This window comes from Aeromonas sp. DSM 116730 (genome assembly GCF_046581335.1).
GTDB classification, from domain to species: Bacteria; Pseudomonadota; Gammaproteobacteria; order Enterobacterales; family Aeromonadaceae; genus Aeromonas; species Aeromonas rivipollensis.
The window spans coordinates 2,184,792-2,208,590 of sequence record NZ_CP144265.1; the positions used below are offsets into that span (position 1 = coordinate 2,184,792).

A 23,799-nucleotide genomic window follows, 5' to 3' on the forward strand; every position below is an offset into this window, starting at 1 on the left:
TATGAGCGATCTGGCCAGAGAGATCACGCCGGTCAACATCGAAGAAGAGCTCAAGAGTTCCTATCTGGATTACGCCATGAGCGTGATCGTAGGACGAGCTCTGCCGGATGTGCGTGATGGCTTGAAACCGGTTCACCGCCGCGTTCTGTTTGCTATGAACGAGTTGGGGAACGACTGGAACAAGCCCTATAAGAAATCGGCCCGTGTGGTCGGTGACGTAATCGGTAAATATCACCCGCACGGCGACAGCGCCGTGTATGACACCATTGTCCGGATGGCGCAGGATTTCTCCATGCGTTACATGCTGGTCGATGGTCAGGGCAACTTCGGCTCGGTCGATGGCGACAACGCTGCGGCCATGCGTTACACCGAAGTGCGGATGGCGCGCATCTCCCACGAGTTGCTGGCCGATCTGGACAAAGAGACAGTGGACTGGGTGCCGAACTACGACGGCACCGAGATGATCCCGGCTGTCATGCCCACCAAGGTACCCACCCTGTTGATCAACGGCTCCTCCGGTATCGCGGTGGGCATGGCGACCAACATTCCTCCTCATAACCTCACCGAGATAGTCAACGGCTGTCTGGCGTTGATCGAGAATGGCGCCCTCACCATTGACGAGCTGATGACCTATGTCACCGGTCCCGATTTCCCCACCGGCGGCATCATCAACGGGCGTTCCGGCATCATACAGGCCTACCGCACCGGTCGCGGCTCCGTCTATGTGCGGGCCAAGGCCGAGGTGGAAGTGGACGAGAAGACGGGTCGCGAGACCATCATCGTTCACGAGATCCCCTATCAGGTGAACAAGGCGCGGCTGATCGAGAAGATCGCCGAGCTGGTCAAAGAGAAGAAGGTCGAGGGCATCAGTGCCCTGCGCGATGAGTCTGACAAAGACGGCATGCGCATCGTTATCGAGATCAAACGCGGCGAGTCCGGCGAGATTGTGCTGAACAATCTCTACAAGCACACCCAGATGCAGACCACGTTCGGCATCAACATGGTGGCGCTCGATAACAACCAGCCCAAGGTGATGAATCTCAAAGAGATCCTGGATGCCTTCCTGCTGCACCGCCGTGAGGTGGTGACTCGCCGGACTGTGTTCGAACTGCGCAAGGCGCGGGATCGGGCGCACATCCTGGAAGGTCTGGCGGTGGCGCTGGCCAACATAGACCCCATCATCGAGCTGATCCGCCACAGTGCGACCCCGGCGGATGCGAAAGCGGGCCTGGTTGCCAAGGGCTGGGAACTCGGCAACGTGGCCGCCATGCTGGAAAAAGCGGGCGACGACGCGGCACGGCCTGAGTGGCTGGAGCCGGAATTCGGTATCCGTGAAGGGCAGTACTTCCTGACCGAGATCCAGGCCCAGGCCATCCTTGACCTGCGTCTGCACAAGCTGACCGGCCTCGAGCACGAGAAGATCCTGGAAGAGTACCAATCTCTGCTGGATCTCATCGCCGAGCTGCTGTTCATCCTGGCAAGCCCGGAACGCCTGATGGAAGTGATCCGCGATGAACTGCTGGCCGTGCGCGAGCAGTATGGCGACGAGCGTCGCACCGAGATCAGCATGTCCAGTGCCGAGATCAACATCGAAGATCTGATCACCCCGGAAGACGTGGTCGTCACCCTGTCTCACCAGGGCTATGTGAAGTATCAGCCGCTCTCCGACTACGAGGCCCAGCGCCGCGGTGGTCGTGGCAAGTCGGCCACCCGGATCAAGGAAGAGGACTTTGTGGAGCGTCTGCTGGTGGCCAACACCCACGACACCATTCTGTGCTTCTCCACCCGTGGCAAGGTCTACTGGCTCAAGGTCTATCAGCTGCCGGAAGCGTCCCGTGGCGCCCGTGGTCGTCCCATCATCAACCTGCTGCCGCTGGAAGAGGGTGAGCGCATCACCGCCATACTGCCGGTGAAGGAATATGATGCCGACAAGTACGTCTTCTTCGCCACCGCCAACGGCACCGTGAAGAAGACCAGCCTGTCCGACTTCAGCCGTCCGCTCTCCTCCGGTATTCGCGCCATCAACCTCAAAGAGGGTGATGAGCTGATCGGGGTGGACATCACCGACGGCAGCAACGAGATCATGCTGTTCTCCGACGCGGGCAAAGTGGTTCGCTTCGCTGAAGGCAGCGGTCGCGCCGATGTAGCCGATGCGGATGCCAGTGATGACGTCGAGACCGACGACGACGCCGGCAACGACGATGATGGCAGCGACAACGGCGAAGGCACTGAAGGCACCGAAAGCAAGGGTACCTTCAAGGGCGTGCGTCCCATGGGCCGTACCGCCGCCGGTGTGCGCGGCATCAAGTTGGCCGCTGGCGACAAGGTGGTTTCCCTTATCGTTCCGCGCGGGGTCGGTGCCATCCTCACCGCCACCGAGAACGGTTACGGCAAGCGTACCGCACTCGAAGAGTACCCGACCAAGAGCCGTGGTACCCAGGGCGTTCGCTCCATCAAGGTGGACGAGCGCAACGGCAAGGTGATCGATGCGATCCAGGTCGAAGATACCGACCAGATCATGCTGATCACCAACGGCGGCACCCTGGTCCGTACTCGCGTTGCCGAGGTGAGCGTCATTGGCCGTAACACCGGCGGTGTCCGTCTGATCCGTACCGGTGAAGACGAGACCGTGGTCGGTCTGCAGCGCATCGCCGAGAGCGACGAGGAAGAGAACGACGCTCTGGTCACTGAGGGCATGGCCATCGACGGCGAGCAGGTGGAAGGGGCAGAGACTGCGCCAGACGCCGGTGCTGCCGACGATGCTGGCTCCAGCGAAGAGGGTGTGGCTGACGACGAATAATCGTTACCTGCCTCGATAAAAAAGAGCGGCCCTTGGGCCGCTCTTTTTGTTTGTCCTGCCCTTGTCGCCGTTCGCTCCCGCCGTGGCGATCCACCCGAATTCTTCCGAGCCACATCGACGTGAGGGCGCCACTCTGCCCAAGTCTGGGCGCCAGTTCATTCTCATACCCAATCCTTCATCCCGACGTCATCTGGTTGTCATCCCGGCGGGACAGACTGCGGCTGTTCAGGTGGGGCAAGGGCACGACCATGCCCGAGCCCGGCGTTGGCAATATCATCCAGAAGGAGCAGGGTATGACCAGTTGGATCATGTGGGAGATCTGGTGGAGCCGGATGTGGGGAGAGGATGCCAAGGCATTGGCGCACAGCGAGCAGGAGGAGGTCGCTTATGAGCCATCGCGCCTGCCCGCCGAGCTGATTGCGCAGGGCAAGTCGGTGCGCCCTTATCCGCCCAGGCCCAGGGGCTGATCAGAGATAGCCGCAGCCATCAGAACAGGCGCAACTGCTCGTTGGGGCGCAAGAAGCGCTCCACATTGAGCTGCACGTGGCGCTTGCCCAAACCAAGGCGCTTGCTGATGAGGCGAAAGCGCTGGGCGAGCAAGTCGGCGAATTGCCCCTCTCCGCGCATGCGGGTACTGAAGGCGGGGCTGTTGAGGTTGCCGCCCCGGCTTGCCCGCAATTGGTTCAGGATGGCTTCCTTTTGGCCGGGGTAGTGTTCCTCAAGCCAGTCGCTAAACAGTGTGGTCAGCTCGTGGGGCAGTCTCAGCAGGATATAGTCGGCGCAGCCGGCACCCGCCTCCACGGCGCCCTTGATGATCTGCTCCAGCTCGGGCTCGTTGAGCCTCGGGATCATGGGGGCCGCCAGCACCCCCACAGGTATCCCGGCCTGTGCCAGCTTCTCGATGACCTTGAGCCGACCCGCGCCCGTGCTGGCGCGGGGCTCCAGCTGTCGCCTCAGCGTCTCGTTCAGGGTGGTGACCGACACCATCACCTGGCACAGCCCCTCCCGGGCCAGCTCGGCCAGCAGATCGAGATCGCGCAATATCATGGCGCTCTTGGTGATGATCCCCACCGGGTGGCGATGGGCCAGCATCACCTCCAGCAGCTCGCGGGTGAGGCGATAGTGGTGCTCTATAGGCTGGTAGGGATCGGTATTGGCCCCGAGCACTATGGTCTGCGGTTGATAACTGGGCTTGGCAAACTCCCGCCGCAGCAGCGCGGCGGCATTGAGCTTGGCGAACAGCCGGGTCTCGAAATCCAGGCCGGGGGAGAGCTCCAGGTAGGCGTGGCTGGGTCTGGCATAGCAGTAGATGCAGCCATGTTCGCACCCCTGATAGGGATTGATGGAGCGGCCGAAGGGGACATCCGGCGAGAGGTTGTGGCTGATGATGCTCTTGGCATGGATCTCCCGCACCTCGGTTCTGGGCTGGGACGCACGAAATGCCGCCTCCCATTCCACGGCCTGCCAGCCATCGTCGACGGCATCGATCTGCGGGCCGCTGAAACGGTGTTCGATATTGTGGGTGCTGCCTCGTCCTGCCATCTCATCACACCATGCACTGTTTATATATACAGTTATTCTGCTCGGGATAGTGCCAAACATCAAGTCCGGCCAGTCTTCCCTTATTTCACTCGGCCAAAGAACGGGATCTCTTGCTTGATCTGTCGCTACATTTCGTTTACATAAACAAAATGCGAACTGGATCACGGAAATCGTCATGAGCCCCACCACTTACCGCTGGCTGTTTATCGCCCTCATTGCCCTGGTCACCTGGCGTCTGCTCCCGCTCTCCACCGAGCAGGAGCTGGCGGCGGCCAACCGCGCCTGGCGGGTAGGTCACTTCGAGCAGGCGACCGGTATCTGGCAGCCATTGGCCGAACAGGGTCAACCCAGGGCGCAGGCGCTGATGGGGTGGAGCCATGAGCTGGGGCAGGGGAGCGAACAGGATCTGGTGCAGGCCATCCGACTCTATCGCCAGTCCGCCGAGGCGGGAGATGCGTTTGGCCAGTACCGGTTGGCGGAGCTCTATCTGCGCGGGGTCGGTGTGCCACGGGATCTACGTATCGCCTTTCACTGGATGGAGCGAGCGGCCCGCAACGGGGATGTGCCCGCCATGCTCAAGGTGGGGGTGCTGCATCTGATGGGGGCCAACGGCCGGGTCGACATGGCCGAGGCCAAGCAGTGGCTCTATCAGGCCTCGCAAAAGGGCAACAAGCTGGCGTTGACGGTATTGCAGGAGCTGGCGCTGGCCGAAGAGGGTCGCAGCGCCTTCGATTTCAATGGCCAGTCACTGCTGGGGGAGGGTTAGCCCCTCAGCGGCTGGCGGTGATCTTGCCCGGTGTCACGTCGGTGACATAGAGGGTACTGCGATCGGCGCTGTGCACTATGCTGCATACCTCTCGCTTGCTGCCATCGCTCAGGATCACCAGCTCCCCGAGATGGACGGGGCAGTGTGTCGTCAGCAGGTGGTCCGGGTGGACAATCTTCTCCGCATGCTCCGGAAACGAAATCTCATAGGTGTACATCATGCTCTCCTTGCTCAGGCAGACGCCTCACTGGAACCCTAGCACAGAGAGGGCGCCACGGGACCCGCATCGCATGTGCACCGTCCCGACTGCCTCTGTGACACCAGGCAAATCAACTGATGACGGCGCACCTCGCTTTCCCCTTCCATGGTATACAAAATCGGCAAGGCAACTTGTCTGAGTCGTGACGTCTGATACAATCCTCCGCTGTACCTGTCAATTGATGGCCTTGCACACCCAAGAGGGTGTGTACCACTCCTGTGTACCAACCGTATTGTGAACGGTGAAACTCAGGAGTGAACTGCTTGAAATGAAAAGTTTTCTCCAACCTGCATGTGCCCTTTGGTAGGGGGCACCACTGTATAAGGAAACACCTAATGCCAATCATTACTCTGCCTGACGGCAGCCAACGTCAATTTCCCCACGCCGTTTCCGTCATGGACGTCGCCGCCGACATAGGTCCCGGTCTCGCCAAGGCGTGCATTGCTGGCCGGGTGAACGGTGAACTGGTGGATGCGTGCGAGCTGATCGAAGCCGATGCCTCCCTGGCCATCATCACCGCCAAAGACGAAGACGGTCTGGACATTCTGCGCCACTCCTGTGCCCACCTGCTGGGTCATGCCATCAAGCAACTCTGGCCCCAGACCAAGATGGCCATAGGTCCTGTGATCGACAACGGTTTTTACTACGACGTTGATCTCGACCGCACCCTGACCGATGAAGATCTGGCTGCCCTGGAAGAGCGCATGCTGGCGCTGGCCGCCAAGGATTACGACGTCGTCAAGAAGAAGGTCTCCTGGCAGGAGGCGCGCGACGTGTTCGAGGCCCGCGGCGAGACCTACAAGGTCGAGATCCTGGATCAGAACATCGCCCGTGATGACCAGCCCGGTCTCTATCACCACGAAGAGTACGTCGACATGTGTCGCGGCCCCCACGTGCCGAACATGCGTCACTGCCACCACTTCAAGCTGCAGAAGATGTCCGGCGCCTACTGGCGCGGCGACTCCAACAACAAGATGCTGCAGCGCATCTACGGCACCGCCTGGGCCGACAAGAAGCAGCTCAAGGCCTACCTTCAGCGTCTCGAAGAGGCCGCCAAGCGCGACCACCGCAAGATCGGCAAGCAGCTCGACCTGTACCACATGCAGGAAGAGGCCCCCGGCATGGTGTTCTGGCACAATGATGGCTGGACCATCTTCCGTGAGCTGGAAACCTTCATCCGCGGCAAGCTCAAGGAGTACGACTATCAGGAGGTGAAAGGCCCCTTCATGATGGATCGCGTGCTGTGGGAACGCTCCGGCCACTGGGAGAAGTATGCCCAGGCCATGTTCACCACCCAGTCCGAGAACCGCGAGTACGCCATCAAGCCGATGAACTGCCCGGGTCACGTGCAGATCTTCAACCAGGGTCTGAAGTCCTACCGGGACTTGCCCCTGCGCATGGCCGAGTTCGGCTCCTGCCACCGCAACGAACCCTCTGGCTCCCTGCATGGTCTGATGCGGGTGCGTGGCTTCACCCAGGATGACGCGCACATCTTCTGTACCGAAGATCAGATCATGGAAGAGGTCTCGGCCTGTATTCGCATGGTCTATGACGTCTACGGCACCTTTGGCTTCGAAAACATCGTGGTCAAGCTCTCCACCCGTCCGGAGCAGCGCATCGGTTCCGATGAAGCCTGGGATCGCGCGGAAGCCGCCCTGGCTGAAGCCCTGGTGCTAAACGGTCTGAAGTACGATCTGCAGCCGGGGGAGGGGGCGTTCTACGGTCCCAAGATCGAATTCACCCTGCACGATTGTCTTGATCGTGCGTGGCAGTGTGGTACCGTGCAGCTCGATTTTGCCTTGCCGGGCCGTCTTGGCGCCACTTATGTGGGCGAAGACAACGAACGTCACGTACCCGTGATGATCCACCGGGCCATTCTCGGGTCCCTCGAGCGTTTCATCGGTATCCTGACCGAAGAGTACGCCGGACTGTTCCCGACCTGGCTGGCACCGACTCAGGCCGTGGTCATGAATATCACGGATAATCAGGCCGATTATGCGGTGAAAGTTGCCAAGGCATTGAATGATGCGGGCCTTCGCGCAAAAGCGGACTTGAGAAATGAGAAGATTGGCTTTAAAATCCGCGAGCATACTTTGAAGCGAGTGCCTTTCATGCTGGTCTGCGGCGATAAAGAAGTAGAAGCCGGCAAGATTGCAGTACGGACTCGTAAAGGGGCTGACCTGGGTTCTTATCCTGTTGAAGAGCTGATAGCTCTGTTAACCCAGGAAGTTCAGACCCGCGGACAAAAGAAAGTGGAGGAATAAGCTATAAAAGGCGGAAAAAAACTGGGCAAGCAACCGCAAGCCCGCGCTCACCGGATCAATGAAGAGATCCGTCTGAAAGAAGTTCGTCTGACTGGTTTGGACGGTGAGGCCATTGGCATCACTACCATTCAGGATGCACTGAACTTGGCCCTTGAAGCCGGAGTGGATCTGGTCGAGATCAGTCCTAACGCTGAGCCGCCCGTTTGCCGAATCATGGATTACGGCAAATTCCTCTACGAAAAGAGCAAGACCACCAAAGAACAGAAGAAAAAGCAGAAAGTCGTCCAGGTAAAGGAAATCAAATTCCGTCCTGGCACTGACGAAGGCGACTATCAGGTAAAACTACGCAACCTGGTTCGCTTTCTGGAAGACGGGGACAAGGCGAAGGTCACCCTGCGCTTCCGTGGTCGTGAAATGGCCCACCAGGATCTTGGTATCAAGGTTCTGGAGCGAGTCAAGAACGATCTGGAAGAGTTGGCCGTAGTCGAGTCGTTCCCGAAAGTCGAAGGCCGTCAAGCTGTGATGGTCCTCGCACCCAAGAAGAAATCTTAAGGCCCACAAGAAATTGACTCATGGGTTCGCCCCATGAGTCGGTTCGCCTTGCGATTTTGTTGTCACTCACAATGCGGAGTATGAAATGCCGAAGATGAAAACCAACCGGGGTGCTGCAAAGCGCTTCAAGAAGACTGGCTCAGGTCGCTTCAAGTGCAAGCACAACCACCTGCGTCACATCCTGACCAAGAAGAGCAGTAAGCGTAAGCGTAAGCTGGGGCCGAAGTTCATGGTTTCTGCTGCCGACCACAAACGTGTTGTCGCTTGTCTGCCGTACGCATAAGGGGGATGTGAAAAATGCCAAGAGTTAAACGTGGTGTGACTGCTCGCGCTCGTCACAAGAAAGTAATGAAAGCCGCCAAGGGTTACTACGGCGCCCGTTCCCGTGTCTACCGCGTAGCGGTACAAGCGGTAACCAAAGCTGGTCAGTATGCCTACCGTGACCGTCGCCAGAAGAAGCGTCAGTTCCGTCAGCTGTGGATTGCGCGTATCAACGCTGCAGCCCGTCAGAACGGTCTGTCCTACAGCCGTCTGATCGACGGTCTGAAGAAGGCTTCTATCGAGATCGATCGCAAGATCCTGTCCGATATCGCCGTTCACGACAAGCTGGCTTTCACCGCCCTGGTTGAAAAGGCCAAAGCAGCTCTGGTTTAATCCGGTTCTGTTATGAAAGATAAAAGGAGGCTCAGGCCTCCTTTTTTGTTGCCCGTTTTTTGCTTTCAGGATGTTGTGCCGTACAGCGCCATCCGTCTTGGTGGCTGATGCGAAAATGTCTGATATGCCAACAAACCAAGGTCGAACATCAGAAATTGAAGCGGGCGGGGGGAGAGCTTGAGACTCGCTTGATATAACAAAATGATTTATAGGGAGAAAAGCCCGCCATAACTATGGTCAGCCAAGGGGCTTTTTTTGTATTATTCCCCTCTTGACCTTATTTAGCCTAAAGGCTCCTGTATCGGGAGTGGTGACGAGGAAGACATGCAACAGCTTGAAGAAGTAGTCGGCCAGGCCAAGGCCGAAATTGAGGGCGTAAGCGATATCGCCGCCCTCGACGAAATCCGGGTCAAATATCTGGGTAAAAAGGGCTTTTTCACCGAGCAGATGAAGGGCCTGGGCGCCCTTTCGCCTGAGGAGCGTCCCGCCGCAGGCGCCGTGATCAACCAGGCCAAGCAGCTGGTTCAGGATGCCTTGAACGCGCGCCGTGAAGCCCTCGAAGTTGCCGTGCTGAACCAGAAGCTGGCCGCCGAGACCATCGACATCAGCCTGCCGGGCCGTCGCATCGAGAACGGTGGCCTGCACCCGGTGACCCGCACCATTGAACGCATCGAGCGCCTGTTTGGCGAGATGGGTTTCAAGGTAGAGCGCGGTCCCGAGATTGAAGATGGCTTCCACAACTTCGATGCGCTGAACATTCCGGCCCATCACCCGGCGCGTACCGATCACGATACCTTCTACTTCAATCCCGATCTGATGCTGCGTACCCACACTTCCGGTGTGCAGATCCGCACCATGCAGCAGCAACAGCCGCCAATTCGCATCATAGCGCCGGGTCGCGTCTATCGTAACGACTACGACATGACTCACACCCCGATGTTCCATCAGGTTGAAGGTCTGCTGGTGGACGAGCATGCCAGCTTTACCGAGCTGAAGGGCATACTGCACGACTTCCTGCGCAACTACTTCGAGGAAGACTTGACCATTCGCTTCCGTCCTTCCTACTTCCCGTTCACCGAGCCGAGCGCCGAAGTGGACGTCATGGGCAAGAACGGCAAGTGGCTGGAAGTGCTGGGCTGCGGCATGGTGCACCCGAACGTGCTGCGCTCGGTCGGCATAGATCCGGAAAAATACTCCGGTTTTGCCTTCGGCATGGGCGTTGAGCGCCTGACCATGCTGCGCTACGGGGTCAATGACCTGCGTGCCTTCTTCGAAAACGATCTGCGCTTCCTCAAGCAGTTCAAGTAAGGGCGAGAGAACATGAAATTCAGTAAATCCTGGGTGATGGAGTGGGTCCGCACCGAGTTGAGTGACAACGCACTGGCCGAGCAGATCACCATGGCCGGCCTGGAAGTGGACGCCGTGGAAGCGGTGGCCGGCCAGTTCAACAATGTGGTGGTGGGTGAAGTGGTCGAGTGTGCCCAGCACCCGGACGCCGACAAGCTGCGGGTGACCAAGGTCAACGTGGGCGAGAGCGATCTGCTGGACATCGTCTGTGGCGCGCCGAACTGCCGCACCGGCCTCAAGGTCTGCGTGGCCAAGGTAGGAGCGACCCTGCCGGGTGATTTCACCATCAAGAAGGCCAAGCTGCGTGGTCAGCCGTCTCACGGCATGCTCTGCTCCTTCAGCGAGCTGGGTATTGACGTTGAAGCGGATGGCATCATAGAGCTGCCGGCCGATGCCCCCATCGGCACCGACATTCGCGACTACTTGAATCTGAACGACGTCGCCATCGACGTGGATCTGACCCCGAACCGGGCCGATTGCCTCGGGATTGCAGGGCTTGCCCGCGAGATTGGCGTGCTCAACAGCGTCGATGTGGTCGAGCCGAGCTGGACCCCTGCTGTCGCTACCATAGACGCGACCTTCCCGATCCGGGTTGAAGCGCCAGCCGATTGCCCCCGTTATCTGGGCCGCGTTATCAAGGGGCTGAACTTGCAAGCACAGAGCCCGCTCTGGATGCAGGAGAAACTGCGCCGTGGCGGCATTCGCTCCATCGACGCTATCGTCGACATCACCAACTTCCTGCTGCTGGAATATGGTCAGCCGATGCACGCCTTCGATCTGGCCAAGCTGGAAGGGGAACTGGTGGTGCGCCGCGCCAAGAGCGATGAGCCCATGACCCTGCTGGACGGTACCGAGGTGAAGCTCAAGGACAACACCCTGGTGATTGCCGATACACAAGGCCCTGCCTGCATGGCCGGTATCTTCGGCGGCAACCGCACCGGTGTTTCCGAGTCCACCACCGATATCCTGCTGGAGTGCGCCTTCTTCGCGCCGCTCTCCATCACCGGTCGTGCCCGTGCCTATGGCCTGCACACAGACTCTTCCCACCGCTTCGAGCGCGGGGTGGATCCGCTGCTGCAAGCCAAGGTGATGGACAGAGCCACCCGCCTGCTGCTGGACATTTGTGGCGGAGAGTGCGGCGGCGAAGCGGGTCCGGTCATCGAGGTCAAATCCGATGCCCATCTGCCCAAGGCTGCCCCCATAAAACTGCGCCGCACCAAGCTCGACAAGGTGATCGGCATCAGCGTGGCCGACGCCCAGGTGCTCGAGATCCTGACCCGCCTCGGCATGCAGGTGACGGTGGACGCCGACGGCTGGACCGCACTGGCCCCCTCCTGGCGTTTCGACATCGCCATCGAGGAAGATCTCATCGAGGAAGTGGCCCGCATCTACGGCTACAACAAGATCCCGAACCTGAAACCCGCCGCCTCCCTGGCGATGGTGGAGCAGGCCGAAGGCCAGGTGACCCTCAAGCGGGTGCGTGACCTGCTGGTCGACAGAGGCTTCCAGGAAGCGATCACCTATAGCTTCGTGGATCCCAAGGCCCAGCAGACCCTGTTCCCCCAGAGCGATGCCATAGTGCTGCCGAACCCCATCTCGGTCGAGATGTCCGCCATGCGGGTATCGCTCTTCCCGGGTCTGGTGCAGGCTGTGGTCTACAACCAGAACCGCCAGCAGGGCCGTGTGCGTCTGTTCGAGCAGGGCCTGCGTTTCATCAAGGACGCGAGCGCCGAGAACGGCATCCGTCAGGAGCCCATGCTGGCCGGCATCATCACCGGCAACCAGAGCGACGAGCACTGGGACGTCAAGAGCCGTGGCAGCGACTTCTTTGATTTGAAAGGGGATCTGGAAGCTGTGCTGGATCTCACCGCCGAAGGGGCTACTTTCAGCTTCGAGCGCACCGAGCACAGCGCCCTGCATCCTGGTCAGAGTGCCGCCATACTGCGCAATGGCGCCGTCATCGGCCACATCGGCGTGATCCACCCGAGCCTCGAGAAGAAGCTGGGTCTCAAGAGCCGTGCCGTGATGTTCGAGCTGGAACTGGACAAGCTGACTCCTGCCAAGGTGCCGGTTGCAGCCGAAGTTTCCCGCTTCCCGGCCAATCGCCGTGACATCGCCGTGGTGGTCGACGTTGCGGTTCTGGCCGGTGACGTCCTGGCAGTAATTAAAAAAGTTGGCGGAAATCAGTTAGTTGGAATAAACTTGTTCGACGTATACCAGGGTGCTGGTATGGCAGAGGACAAGAAGAGCCTGGCCATCAGTCTAGTGTTGCAAGACACCCAGCGCACCCTGGAGGAGAAAGAGATTGCCGAGACCGTAGACAATGTCGTGCGGGCCCTTGGTGAAGAGTTGAATGCATCCTTGAGGGATTGATCTATGGCGCTTACCAAAGCCGACATTGCAGAGCACCTGTTCACCCAGCTCGGGATGAGCAAGCGTGAAGCCAAAGACATGGTGGAAGCCTTCTTTGAGGAAATCAGACAGGCGCTCGAGCGCGGTGAACAAGTCAAGATTTCAGGCTTCGGTAACTTTGATCTTCGTGAGAAGAACCAGCGTCCCGGACGTAACCCCAAGACGGGCGAGGATATACCCATCAGCGCCCGTCGCGTGGTGACCTTCCGGCCTGGCCAGAAGCTCAAGGCCAGGGTAGAAAATGTTGAACCCAATGAGTGATGAAAAGCCAGGCAACCGCCTGGCTTTTGCGTTTCGATGATAAAGACCCTCTTCCTGTTTGGTGCGCTGCTGACCTTGCCGCTGCGTGCCGCCACGCTCCCCCTGTCAGCCGAGACCCAGGCCTATGCCGATACGCTCACCGGGCTGACTTTCTGCTACCCGGCCCTGCAGCGTCCGCCCTACCTGGAAGCGCAGGGGGGCCTGCTCATCGATCAGATGAAACGACTGGCCCTGCAACTGCCGGTGCCGCTGCGTTTTGAAAAACTGCCAAACTGGGCGGCGACCCTGCAGGGTTTGCAGCGCGGGCAGTGCGATCTCATCCCCCATGTGGGACCAACCCGGGAGACCATGCCCGGCACGGCCTTGAGCCGGGCCATGCTGGAGGCGGAGTCCGCCATCCTCTATCGGGGGGAGCTCGAGCAGGCGACCTTCCTGGTCTCGCCCATCTGGCAGGCAGAGGAGACCCTGCAGCGGCTCTATCCCCACTCGTCCCAGCTGCTCCTGACCGATGCGGAAAACTGGTACGGGGCCCTGGTGGCGGGCAGGGGCAGCGCCTACCTCGGTGACTATCTGCAACTGCGTTACCTGATGCGGGAGTTCCCGGACGAGGGGCTTCGCCTGCGGCGGATGCGCAGCGACGATCTGGTGATCAGCTACCGGCTGATGATGGACGACAAGCCGCAGTTGCAGGAGCTGATAGACACGGCGATCCGCTTCCTGCCGCCGGGCAGCCTCTATCGGGATCTGGGGCGCTATCTGCCCCAGAGCGAGCAGGACATCAACCCCTTGCACTTCACCGACAAGGAGCAGGCCTGGCTGGTCGGCAGCGCGCGCACCATCAAGCTGGTGGCGGATCCCGGCTTCATGCCCTACAGCGGCGTCAACCAGCAGGGTGAACTCATCGGCTGGAGCGGCGATGTGCTGCGGGAGGTGAGCCGCCAGACTGGGCTGAATTTCGAACTGATCCCCGTTGCCAGCAAGGAGGAGGCGCTGGCCAGGCTGCGCAGCGGGGAGGCCGCCATGATGGCCGGTCTGCTGGAGTCCCCGACGCTGCACGAGGAGTTCGAGTTCACCCGTGCGGTGGCAACCAGTCGCTATGCCCTGGTCAGCCGCAAGGGGGGGGCTTATCACGCCCTTGCCGAGGTCAAGGGCAAGGTGGTCGTGCCCCGTATGCTCTACGACCCCAGCCTGCTGGCCCGGTTCGGGCCACACGACTGGGGGGTGACCGACAACCTGCTGCAAGGGCTGGCGGCGGTGCAGAGCGGTGAGGCCGATGCCATGCTGGCCGAGCTCTATCAACTGCAATATCCGCTGCGCAACAACCAGCTGAGCGAGCTGAGCATCACAGAGCTGCCTGAGGTGTTTGGCCTCGGCTTTGCCATCAGGCGGGATCAGCCAAGGCTCGCCGGGGTGCTGGAGCAGAGCCTGACGACGATCAACGATCGCCAGGTGAGCGAGCTGGTCCAGCGTTGGCGGCGCCTCGTCCTGAACCAGCAAGAGGGGGTCAGTTACGGCTTCTGGCTTGGCTCCATTTTGCTGGCACTCCTGATCAGCGCGGGGGTGATCTGGTCAATCTGGCGCTCCCGCCAGCAGCTGGCCCAGGAGGCGCGCGAGCGCCAGAAGGCGGAGCAGGCGCTGGCGCTGGAGAGCAAGTTCAGGGAGTCCCTGTTCCAGGCGTTGCCCGTGCCCGTGTTCTTGCGCAATGACAAGGGGGAAGTGATCAAGCGCAACAAGCGTGCCAAACGGATGGAGGCGCGCTACGCCACCGATCTCGTGCTGCCGTCCCCGCAGCTGCAAGGGGCTGAGGGGGAGATAGCCTTGCGGGATCAGGTCTACTCCTATGCCCAGATCCCGCTGCGCCTGGGGCCCCAGGCCCCGGCCGGGGATCTCATCGCCCTGTCAGACATCAGCGCCCTGCGCGAGCGCACCCGCTTGCTGCGCCAGGCGGAGCGCCGCCTGCGGGCCCTCACCAATACGGTGCCCGGGGTAGTGCTGCAGTTCACCCTGCAAGGCGGCGCCATCACCCGGGTGGAGTTTGTCAGCCGCGGCAGCCATGAGCTGCTGGGGCTGGCCAGCCAACAGATCCGCCTCAATCCCAACGAGACCCTCACCCGCATCTCGCACCAGGACAGGCGGGAGATGCGCGCCCCCATGCTGACCATGTTGCAGGCCGGGCGCCCCTTCTCCCATCTGCTGCGCTACCAGCATCCGACCAAGGGCACGCGCTGGCTGCAGTTCTCCGGCAGAGGGCGCCGTCAGGGGGAGGGGTGGCGCGTCTTTGGGGTGGTGCAGGATGTGACCAACCGGGTCGAGCAGGAGCACTCCCTGCAACTCTCCCACGAGCAGGCCCAGCAGGCCGTGCTCGCCAAGGGGCGCTTCCTCGCCGCCGTGAGCCACGAGATCCGCACCCCCATGAACGCCATCCTGGGCTTGCTGGAGTGGCTGGATCAGACCGAGCTCTCCGCGGAGCAGACCTCGGTGCTGGCGCACGTCAGGCAGGCGGGTAACGAGTTGCTCGGGCTGCTCAACGACGTGCTCGATTTCAGCCGCAACGAGAACCGCCAGCTGCGGCTCACCATGCAGCCGACCGATCTGGTGGAGCTGTGCGAGCATGTGGCGGCGGTGCACTGGTCCAAGGCGCGCTCCAAACACCTGCAGATGCGCCTCAACCTGGACCCGGCACTGCCCGCCCTGATGGCGCTCGATCCCCACAGGGTGCAGCAGGTGTTGCACAACCTGCTCTCCAACGCCATCAAGTTCAGCGAGCACGGCGAGGTGGTGCTCTGGGCCCGCCGGCACGGGGACTGGGTCTGGTGCGGGGTGGACGATCAGGGGCCCGGCATCAGTGCCGAGCTGCAGCCTAGGCTGTTCCAGCCCTTCGAGCAAGGGGAGGAGCTGGGTCAGCTCAGGGCCCAGGGCACCGGCTTGGGGCTGGCCATCTGTCGCCAGCTGATGGAGCAGATGGGAGGGGAGATCCGGGTCGAGCCGGTGGCCACTGGCGGCAGCCGCTTCATCTGCGCATGGCCCCTCAAAGAGACGCAGGAGAAGGCGCCCTGGCAGCCAAGGTTCAAACAGATTTCCCTGCAGCTCCCCCCCGAGGAGCTGGCGTACGTGCGGGCCTGGCTCGCCGAGTTTGGCGTGACCGAGGAGGCGACGGCGCCCGGTCTTGCCGCCACCCAGGATGAACAGGGACTGCGTGCCTGGTCCTGGCAGGGGGAGCCCTGGATCCCGGGCGCCGTGGTGAGCCTGCTGCAACCCAGGCTGGTTCAGGGGGGCGGGGAGGTCGCGGATCTGCCGGGGGCCGGCATGCGGGTCCTTCTGGTGGAAGATCACGAGGTGAACCGGGTGCTGATCAGCATGCAGCTGAGTCAGCTGGGCGCCCGGGTATTGAGCGCCGCCAATGGCCGCCTGGCCCTCGAGATCCTGGGGCGGGAATCTGTCGATCTGGTGCTGACCGACCTGCAGATGCCGGTGATGGACGGTGCCGAGCTCTGCAAGCAGTTGCGGGCCTCGGCGCGCTGGCAGCAGCTGCCCGTCTATGTGATCACCGCCGATCTCAGTGAGCAGGCGGCCCAGCGTCTGGCCGACTGCGGCTGCCAGGGCCATCTGGACAAACCCGTCCTGCTGAAGGAGCTGGCCATCTTGCTGCGCACCGTCTCCGGTCGCAGCAGTGCGCCCCTGGTGGAGACTTCGGTCAAGTCCACCCCCATGACGACACTGCTCAACCCGGCGCTCATCAACCTCTATCTGGTGTCGGCTCGTCAGGATCTGGCCGACATTGAGGGGTGCGTCACGGCAGGGAATGAAGGCGCCCTCAATACGGCTTTACACAAGATGAAGGGGGCCGCCAAAATGGTGGGGGCCGCCGCCCTGGTACAGGTGATAGAGCGCTGGCAGCGCGCCCCTGGGCACCCCTTGGTGGAAGAATTGCAGCAGGCCGTGGAAGACGTCTGCCGACAACTGGGCGAGAGAGCATGAGATGATCATCACAGATGAAGAGTTGTTGGCCTTGCTGGAGTCAGATGTCAGCCAGGAACCCGTATTTCACCCCGTCAGCGTCTATGCCCTGGACGCCGTCTCCCATCAGGCGGCAAAGGAGGCGGGCTTGCCGGCCTATGCCAGCCTGCACCGTACCCGGCCGGACGCGAGCTGGCAGTGGGAGGGGTTGTTCGCCGCCGGGGCCATCGCCCTGTTCGATCCCGCCTCCCACGGGGGGGCCGACTATCTGCCCCATCTGCAGACCCCGGGGGTGGGGATCTACCGCCTGTCGGATCCCTGGCTTGAGGGGTTGCAGGCGCGGGAGCAGGGGTGGCGGGACTGGCTCGCCCGGCTCCAGATCCTGCTGCTCGAGGATCACCCCTTCCAGGGGGCCTGCATCCAGCAGGAGATCCAGATGCTGGGACTTCCCTGCCACTGGGTGCAGGATGGCGACGGCTGCCTGCAGGCGCTGGAAGAGGGGGGCGTGGGGCTGCTGATCTGCGATCTCAGCCTGGCGGAGCAGGATGCCATCAGTCTCCTGATGAGCCATCCCCAGTACCGTCACAGCGGCCTGCCCATCATACTGCTGTCCGCCCACGATCAGACCCTGATCGACGGTGCCAGACGCCTGCTGCACGACGCCGGCTTCAATGTGCTGGCTGCCCTGGCCAAGCCGCTGCAGAGCGACGATCTGTTGCGCCTGCTCAAGGCGCTCTATCTGGGGCCGCAGCGCCAGCGCAGGCTGGGTGGCCTGAAGCGTACCATTCGCAGCTGGCAGGGAGGGGCGCGGGGTCAGCTTGGTCTGCAGGCGGATGCGGCCTCCAGCCCCCTGCCAATCTGGCTGGCCGTGAGCAGCCTGACCCCTCACTGGGAGCCCCTCAAGGCATGGCTGGAGCAGCATGGCAGGCAGGCGAGCGAGCTGACCCTGGTCATCCATCGGCGGGATAACTTGCTGAACCAGGCGGATCGCTTCGCCCTGGTGCTGCAGGCGAGTCTTGCCGGGGCCAGGCTTGCCCTGCTGCTGGACAATGCCCAGCACCTGCCTTTCGATCAGCTGGAGCGGCTGCCGATCCAGAGCCTGCTGCTGGGGCAGCATCTGCTGCCGGAGCTGGAGGCCATGGCCGCCGACTCTCTGCTCGCCCGCTTCATCCAGCGTGCTCGCGAGCTCGGCATGGCCCTCTATCTCGACGATCCCTTCAACCTCCAGGATCCTGCCCAGTGGCAGGATCTCGGCATGGCGGGGCGCTGGTAGCCCGTGCCGCGCTACCTTTGCTGGCCTCCCGACGAGGCGCGCCTGCTCCGGGCGCTGGCGGGCTGGGTACACCCCGGCTCGCGGGCCTCTCTGCCCCTGATGATGGAGGTGGGTGGCATTCCCTGCCGACTGCAGGAGCTGGCAGGATCCGATCCCGAGCTGCTGAAGGCGGCCTACGAGGCGCTGAGCGAGCAGAGTGTCTACCTGCGCTTCATGCGCGCCAAGCAGCCTGCCACCGCCGATCAGCTCTCTTTTTTTCTTGACTACCCCAGAGCGCCCCAGATAGGGCTGCTGCTCACCGACGAACAAGGGGCCCCGCTGGCCATGGCTCAGTCCATCCGGCGGCGTCTGCACCCGGACAGGGCGGAGTTCTCCTGCATAGTCGCGGATCATTTTCAGCATAGAGGGGCCGGGCGCCGCATCCTGCTGGCGCTGGCATTGCTGGCGCACGGGGAGGGGATCCGCGAGTGGACCGCCGAGGTGCTCGGCCAGAATCGCCCCATGCTGGCCCTGCTGAAGGGGCTGGGGCTGCCGCTGACCCTGGTGACGGGGCGGGAGATGGTCTTTGTCAGGCTGGACTTGAGCATACTGGGCACCCTGGTGCCCCGGCATTCCTAAGACCAAGGGCGAATGTGCCGGGCCAGCCGGCTGTGCTAAGGTCAGCCTGTGATCCGTTGGAGGAAGTCAACCATGGTGCAGTCAGCCAAACATATCGTGATCCTCACAGGTGCCGGCATCTCGGCCGAATCCGGTATCAAGACCTTCAGGGCCTGCGACGGTCTGTGGGAGGAGCACAGGGTGGAAGACGTGGCCACTCCGGAGGGCTACGCCCGGGATCCCGAACTGGTTCAGCGCTTTTACAACGCGCGGCGCCATCAGTTGCAACGCGCCGAGATCCACCCCAATCCTGCCCACTATGCCCTGGCGCGCCTAGAGCGCCTGTTGCCGGGGCGAGTGACCCTGGTCACCCAGAACATCGACAACCTGCACGAGAGTGCGGGCAGCAAGCACCTCATCCACATGCACGGCGAGCTGCTCAAGGCGCGCTGCCCGGGCTCGGGACAGGTGATCGAGTGGCGCGGGGATCTCCACCAGCACGAGCTCTGCTCCTGCTGCCAGTTGCCGCAGCCGCTGCGGCCTCATGTGGTCTGGTTTGGCGAGATGCCCCTCGGGCTGGATCGCATCTATTCCGCCCTGGCACAATGCGATCTCTTCATCTCCATAGGGACCTCGGGGGCCGTCTATCCCGCGGCGGGCTTCGTCCATGAGGCGGGCCTCAATGGTGCGCACACCGTCGAACTCAACCTGGAGCCAAGCGAAGTGGGTAGCCAGTTTGACGAGAAGCGCTATGGCCCTGCCTCCCTGCTGGTACCCGCCTTCGTGGACGAATTGCTGCAAAGCTGCGGGGTGCATCAGCCCAAACAGATCGACGGTCATAACTGGATGGAGATGCGTGGGCCATAACTATTGAGTAACAACATAGTTGCATTGACTCAATGAAGCCGCCAAACTGACCCGTAAAATAGAAGATGCAGCTGGCGCAAGGGATATGGACATTTTCAAGCATGGAATCGCGTTTCTTCTGCTGGTGCTGACGGCGTTCGGCACTCAGGCAACCGCTTCTTCACCACTGTTGCACTTGATCCTGCCAGACAAGCGGGAGATCCCCCTGGATGAGGCGGCGCTGGCCGCCTTGCCACAGACCGAGTTCGAGACCGCGACTCCCTGGACCGCCGGGGTTCATCGCTATCGTGGCCCGACACTGAAGGCGATGCTGGCGGCGCAGGGGCTCAAGGATGTCACTCATGTCAGGGTGACTGGCCTCAATGGCTATCAGCAGCAGTTCGATCTCGCCCCGTTTGCCCAGGTGCCGCTGACCCTGGTGCGCTATCAGGATGACAAGCCGCTGACCCGTCGCAACAAGGGACCCGTATGGCTGCTGATGCCCTTCTCTGAATACCCAGAGTTCGATGTCTCTCCCATTCACAGCTTCATGGTGTGGCAGCTGGTGCGCATCGAGGTCATCCCGTGACTCGTCGCCACCGTCATAACCTGCTGCTGGCGGCCATCTCCCTGCTGTTTCTGTTCTCCTCCGTCTGGGGGCTGCTGCTGCAGAGCCGGCACGAGCAGCTGGTCGATATCTTCTATCGCAACACCCACTGGAACATCAGCCAGGTCATGCTGGAGTCCCAGCGTTTCCTCTATGGCTTGCGCCTCTATCGGGCGGGGGGCCTCGAGATGGAGGCCCTGAGCCTGGATTACGATCTGCTGTGGAATCGACTGGATGTGTTCCTGATCAGCAGCGAGACCGCAGATGCCCGCGCCCGCCATGGCCTGGGGACTGTGTTGGCCGGGCTGTTTGACGAGATCAAGGCGCTCGAGCCCCAGATACAGGCTGGTGCGCTGCAGGAGGGGGAGGCTCTCGATCGCTCCCAGGCCCGGATTGCCGAGCTGACCCGCCAGGTGGAGCAGATAGGGGATCAGATCCTCTCGGGACAGGAGCGGGAAGCCTCGCTCAATCAGCTGCGCCAGAGCCTGTTCTGGATCCAGATCTGGCAACTGATCCTGCTGGTGATGGGGGGTATGCTGGTGTTTGCCCTGATCCGCACCAATCTGCAGAATCGCCGTCTCTCCCTGCTAGACCCCATGACCCGACTCGGCAATCGCCGCGCCTTGCAGGGCCAGCTCAGGCAATCCCTGCAGCGTGGCCGTGTCCAGGCCCTGGTGGTACTGGATCTGAAGCGGTTCAAGCAGGTCAATGATCTGCTCGGCTACCAGGTCGGGGATCGCCTGCTGCAGGCGGTGGCCGCAAGGCTGCGGCAGGCCTATCCAGGTCGGGCCTACCGGCTGGGGGGAGATGAATTTGCCGTGGTCCTGGCCGGCGAGCAGCCCGGTCTCGAAGCCGAGATGGAGGCCATGGTGAGCCTGCTGCAGTTCGAGTTCGTGACCCGGGAGAGCAGCTTCGATCTGGCCTGCCGCTTCGGGGTGGCCAGGGCCATTGAGGGAGAGGATGCGGATCAGTTGCTGGAGCAGGCCATATTGGCGCTGAACCAGGCCAAGCGGGACAACGCGACCCTGATCTGGTACCAGCCGGCGATGAAGGCCTCCCTGAGCATGGGCCAGCGCCAGCTGCATCAACTGCGGGAGTGGCTGGCGGGGGCGGCGCCCTCGCCGCTGGAGACTATCTCAGAGACCCTGGAGGACGAGCGGGGGCAACAGGTGCTGGGCATCAGCCTGCGCTGGCGGGTGGGGCAGCAGGTGTGCGACATGGACTGGATGCAGGAGCGCGGTATCCTGGGCCCTGTGGTGGCACGGCTGCTGACGGATGCCGAACAGCGGCTGCCGCTGCTCTTGATGCTCCATCAGCAGTCCCAGCTGGCCCATGTGCTGGCCTATCTGCCGCCCCTGGGAGAGCGAACGCTTATCCTGGCGCTGCCGACCCTGACGGAGGATGCCCTGCTGCTGGAGAAACTGAGCCAGCGCGGCTGCGTGCTGGCATTGCGTGAACTGGGCAGTCGGGTCCCCGTACTCTTGCGAGCGGGCTGGCCGGTGCGCTACTGGTTGCCCGATCCCTCGGATCACGATGTCTTGCTGCAGCCCCTGGCGCAGCAACTGGGGCTGCTGCGGCTGGGCTGTCCGGCAGAGGTGCAGGAAGGGGAGATAAGGAGACAGGGGGAGCCCCGTTGACCTGGTAGTGACGGATAGAGAATGACAAGGGCGGCCTCGGCCGCCCTTGTCATTGTGCGAAAATCAATGCTGCTGGGGGCCGGTGGAGGGCGACAAGGGGGCGCAGGAGTCTCTGATCACCAGGTCAGGGTCCACGGTGATCATACGATTATCAATCTGCTCGCCATTGATCCGTGCCAGTAGCCGGGTGACGGCGAGGCGACCCAGCTCCTCCTTGGGTTGATTGATGGTGGTCAGCGGCGGGGACATATACTGGGCCAGCGCCACGTTGTCATAGCCGACGAGGGAGAGATCCCGCGGGATCTGAAGTCCGGCGCGATGGGCGGCGCTGATGACCCCCATGGCCATCATATCGTTGCACACAAAAAGGGCGCTGGGGCGCGCAGGCAGGGCAAGCAGCCGCTCCATGGCGCTGAAACCACTGGCGCAGTCGAAGTCCCCCTCCTGGATCCAGCCGGGATTGACGGTGAGCCCCGCCTCCTGCATCGCCTGCTCGAAGCCCGCCAGGCGCTGGTTGGCGGGGGCGCGGCTGTGGGGCCCTGTGATGCAGCCGATATCGGTGTGGCCGAGGGCCAGAAGATGACGGGTCGCCAGATAGCCGCCGCGATGGGAGTTGTCGGCGATGAGATCCACCTCCTTGCTCTCCATACCCCAGTCCATCACCACCACAGGCAGGCTCTTGAGCCAGTCGAGCTGGTTGAATACCTCCTGCTGCCCCTCGCTGCACATGATCAGCAGGCCATCCACTCGTTTTCTGAGCATCATCTTGAGGTAGGAGAGGGCGGTTTCGGCCTGCCCCTCTGTGTTGCCCAGCATCAGGTTGTAACCCTGCTCGAAGCAGTAGCGTTCCACCCCGCGCACCACCTCGGCGAAGAAGGGGTTGCTGGAGGTGGTGACCAGCATGCCGATGCTGTTGGTCTCCTTCACCTTGAGGCTGCGGGCCACCAGGCTGGGGGCGTAGTTGAGATCGCGCATGGCACTGAAGACCCGCTCCCGGGTCTCCTCGGCCACGAAGCGGGTCTCGTTGATGACGTGGGAGACGGTAGTGGTGGAGACCCCCGCCCGCGCCGCCACCTCCTTGATGTTGGCCATCAGAGCCCCTGCGCCGCTTGGGACTGGAGGAAGGTATCGACCTCCTGCTTGCCCGGGATCGAGCTCTGGGCTCCGAAGCGGGTCACCGAGAGGGCCGCCGCCCCGTGGGCGAAGCGCACAGCACTGTGGAAATCGGCACCAGCCAGCTCGGCGGCCAGCAGGGCGCCGTTGAAGGTATCGCCTGCGGCCGTGGTGTCCACCGCCTCGACCCGAAAGCCCGGAATGAGCGCCTGCTGCTGGCCGTTGCTGCAATAGACCCCCTGGGAGCCTAGGGTGATCATCACATCCGCAATCCCCATCTGGTGGAAACGGGCCGACGCCTGCGCCGCGCTCGCCTCGCCCGTCACCTTGACCCCGGTCAGCAGCTCGGCCTCGGTCTGGTTGGGGGTGATGAGATCCACCAGCGCCAGCAGATCGGCCGAGAGCGGCTGGGCGGGCGCCGGGTTGAGCACCACCCGGGTGCCGTGGGATCTAGCCAGCTTGGCGGCTTCAAACACACTTTCAAGCGGTACTTCCAGCTGCAGCAGCAGGGTATGGGCGCCCGCGATCATGGCCTCATGGCGTTTGACCATGGCGCTGTCGAGGGCGCCGTTGGCCTCGGTGGAGAGGCCTATGCTGTTCTCCCCCTCATCGCTCACATAGATGATGGCGATGCCGGTGGGGAGCTTGTCGTCGAGTTCGACGGCGCTCACGTCGATGCCGTCGTTGGCAAAACCGGTTTTCATCTGCTGGCCGATGGCGTCATCGCCGATGCGGGCGATAAAGGAGACGGCGGCCCCGAGGCGGGCGGCGGCCACCGCCTGGTTGGCACCCTTGCCACCGGGGACGACTTGATAGCTATGGCCGGTCAGGGTTTCACCGGGACGGGGAAAGTGGGGGACGCGCAGCACATGATCCGCATTGACGCTGCCGAGAACTACGAGACGATTCATA

At 62.1% G+C, this 23,799-nt stretch carries 20 protein-coding genes; 16 read left to right on the forward strand and 4 right to left on the reverse strand.

All coding sequences use genetic code 11. The features are described 5' to 3' along the window. Nucleotide 1 precedes the first annotated feature (1 nt). Nucleotides 2-2,800, forward strand: a complete 2,799-nt coding sequence (gene gyrA, locus Aeroheme_RS09950; RefSeq protein ID WP_411167190.1) for a DNA topoisomerase (ATP-hydrolyzing) subunit A — start codon at nt 2-4, stop codon at nt 2,798-2,800. A gap of 293 nt (nt 2,801-3,093) precedes the next feature. After that, nucleotides 3,094-3,267 carry a hypothetical protein gene (locus tag Aeroheme_RS09955; RefSeq protein ID WP_289980123.1) on the forward strand — a complete coding sequence of 58 codons (174 nt, stop codon included), beginning with the start codon at nt 3,094-3,096 and terminating at the stop codon, nt 3,265-3,267. Between the two features lie 19 nt (nt 3,268-3,286). Here Aeroheme_RS09955 and Aeroheme_RS09960 read toward each other — a convergent pair whose 3' ends face one another. After that, a complete protein-coding gene (locus tag Aeroheme_RS09960) occupies nt 3,287-4,342 on the reverse strand; it encodes a PA0069 family radical SAM protein (protein WP_411167191.1) in 1,056 nt (351 codons plus the stop codon). A 175-nt stretch (nt 4,343-4,517) separates the two neighbouring features. Between Aeroheme_RS09960 and Aeroheme_RS09965 the strand changes: the two genes are divergently transcribed. Further along, nucleotides 4,518-5,108 (forward strand): tetratricopeptide repeat protein, encoded by a 591-nt coding sequence (locus Aeroheme_RS09965; RefSeq protein ID WP_289982427.1) that lies wholly within the window; start codon nt 4,518-4,520, stop codon nt 5,106-5,108. A 4-nt stretch (nt 5,109-5,112) separates the two neighbouring features. Here the strand turns inward: Aeroheme_RS09965 and Aeroheme_RS09970 are convergent, their stop codons facing one another. Continuing rightward, nucleotides 5,113-5,325, reverse strand: a complete 213-nt coding sequence (locus Aeroheme_RS09970; protein WP_025327037.1) for a hypothetical protein — start codon at nt 5,323-5,325, stop codon at nt 5,113-5,115. A gap of 377 nt (nt 5,326-5,702) precedes the next feature. Here Aeroheme_RS09970 and thrS point away from each other — a divergent pair, with 377 nt between their 5' ends. The 13 genes from thrS (at nt 5,703) to Aeroheme_RS10035 (ending at nt 21,774) form a co-directional block, all read left to right on the forward strand. Continuing rightward, the gene (thrS, locus tag Aeroheme_RS09975; protein WP_043131783.1) at nt 5,703-7,631 is read left to right on the forward strand and encodes a threonine--tRNA ligase; all 1,929 of its coding nucleotides are present in this window, start codon (nt 5,703-5,705) and stop codon (nt 7,629-7,631) included. A 21-nt stretch (nt 7,632-7,652) separates the two neighbouring features. Beyond that, nucleotides 7,653-8,183: a translation initiation factor IF-3 gene (gene infC / locus Aeroheme_RS09980; protein WP_205597183.1), complete on the forward strand. Its 531-nt coding sequence runs from the start codon at nt 7,653-7,655 to the stop codon at nt 8,181-8,183. 85 nt (nt 8,184-8,268) lie between these two features. After that, on the forward strand, nt 8,269-8,466 hold the full coding sequence (rpmI, locus tag Aeroheme_RS09985; RefSeq protein ID WP_005315535.1) for a 50S ribosomal protein L35: 198 nt from the start codon (nt 8,269-8,271) through the stop codon (nt 8,464-8,466). Between the two features lie 14 nt (nt 8,467-8,480). Next, entirely contained in the window at nt 8,481-8,837 is a 357-nt protein-coding gene (gene rplT, locus Aeroheme_RS09990; protein WP_010674800.1) for a 50S ribosomal protein L20, read from the forward strand. Between the two features lie 324 nt (nt 8,838-9,161). Continuing rightward, on the forward strand, nt 9,162-10,145 hold the full coding sequence (gene pheS, locus Aeroheme_RS09995) for a phenylalanine--tRNA ligase subunit alpha (RefSeq protein ID WP_106886730.1): 984 nt from the start codon (nt 9,162-9,164) through the stop codon (nt 10,143-10,145). A gap of 12 nt (nt 10,146-10,157) precedes the next feature. After that, nucleotides 10,158-12,557 carry a phenylalanine--tRNA ligase subunit beta gene (gene pheT / locus Aeroheme_RS10000; protein ID WP_411167192.1) on the forward strand — a complete coding sequence of 800 codons (2,400 nt, stop codon included), beginning with the start codon at nt 10,158-10,160 and terminating at the stop codon, nt 12,555-12,557. Nucleotides 12,558-12,560: 3 nt separating this feature from the next. Further along, a complete protein-coding gene (ihfA, locus tag Aeroheme_RS10005) occupies nt 12,561-12,857 on the forward strand; it encodes an integration host factor subunit alpha (RefSeq protein ID WP_005300715.1) in 297 nt (98 codons plus the stop codon). Nucleotides 12,858-12,911: 54 nt separating this feature from the next. Continuing rightward, complete coding sequence (locus Aeroheme_RS10010) at nt 12,912-16,835, forward strand: ATP-binding protein (RefSeq protein ID WP_411167237.1); 3,924 nt, start codon at nt 12,912-12,914, stop codon at nt 16,833-16,835. Nucleotide 16,836: 1 nt separating this feature from the next. Further along, entirely contained in the window at nt 16,837-18,087 is a 1,251-nt protein-coding gene (locus tag Aeroheme_RS10015; protein WP_111910641.1) for a response regulator, read from the forward strand. A 3-nt stretch (nt 18,088-18,090) separates the two neighbouring features. After that, nucleotides 18,091-18,705, forward strand: coding sequence for a GNAT family N-acetyltransferase (locus Aeroheme_RS10020; RefSeq protein WP_289982431.1), 615 nt, complete (start codon nt 18,091-18,093; stop codon nt 18,703-18,705). Between the two features lie 72 nt (nt 18,706-18,777). Next, nucleotides 18,778-19,551, forward strand: a complete 774-nt coding sequence (gene cobB / locus Aeroheme_RS10025; RefSeq protein WP_106886735.1) for a Sir2 family NAD+-dependent deacetylase — start codon at nt 18,778-18,780, stop codon at nt 19,549-19,551. 85 nt (nt 19,552-19,636) lie between these two features. Continuing rightward, nucleotides 19,637-20,119, forward strand: a complete 483-nt coding sequence (locus Aeroheme_RS10030) for a hypothetical protein (protein ID WP_139743864.1) — start codon at nt 19,637-19,639, stop codon at nt 20,117-20,119. Beyond that, the gene (locus Aeroheme_RS10035) at nt 20,116-21,774 is read left to right on the forward strand and encodes a diguanylate cyclase domain-containing protein (RefSeq protein ID WP_411167193.1); all 1,659 of its coding nucleotides are present in this window, start codon (nt 20,116-20,118) and stop codon (nt 21,772-21,774) included. Before Aeroheme_RS10030 ends, Aeroheme_RS10035 begins: the two co-directional genes overlap by 4 nt. Nucleotides 21,775-21,837: 63 nt before the next feature. Here Aeroheme_RS10035 and Aeroheme_RS10040 read toward each other — a convergent pair whose 3' ends face one another. Then, entirely contained in the window at nt 21,838-22,866 is a 1,029-nt protein-coding gene (locus Aeroheme_RS10040) for a substrate-binding domain-containing protein (protein WP_111910637.1), read from the reverse strand. Further along, entirely contained in the window at nt 22,866-23,798 is a 933-nt protein-coding gene (gene rbsK, locus Aeroheme_RS10045) for a ribokinase (RefSeq protein ID WP_411167194.1), read from the reverse strand. The genes Aeroheme_RS10040 and rbsK overlap by 1 nt, the downstream gene beginning before the upstream one ends. Between the last annotated feature and the right edge of the window lies 1 nt (nt 23,799).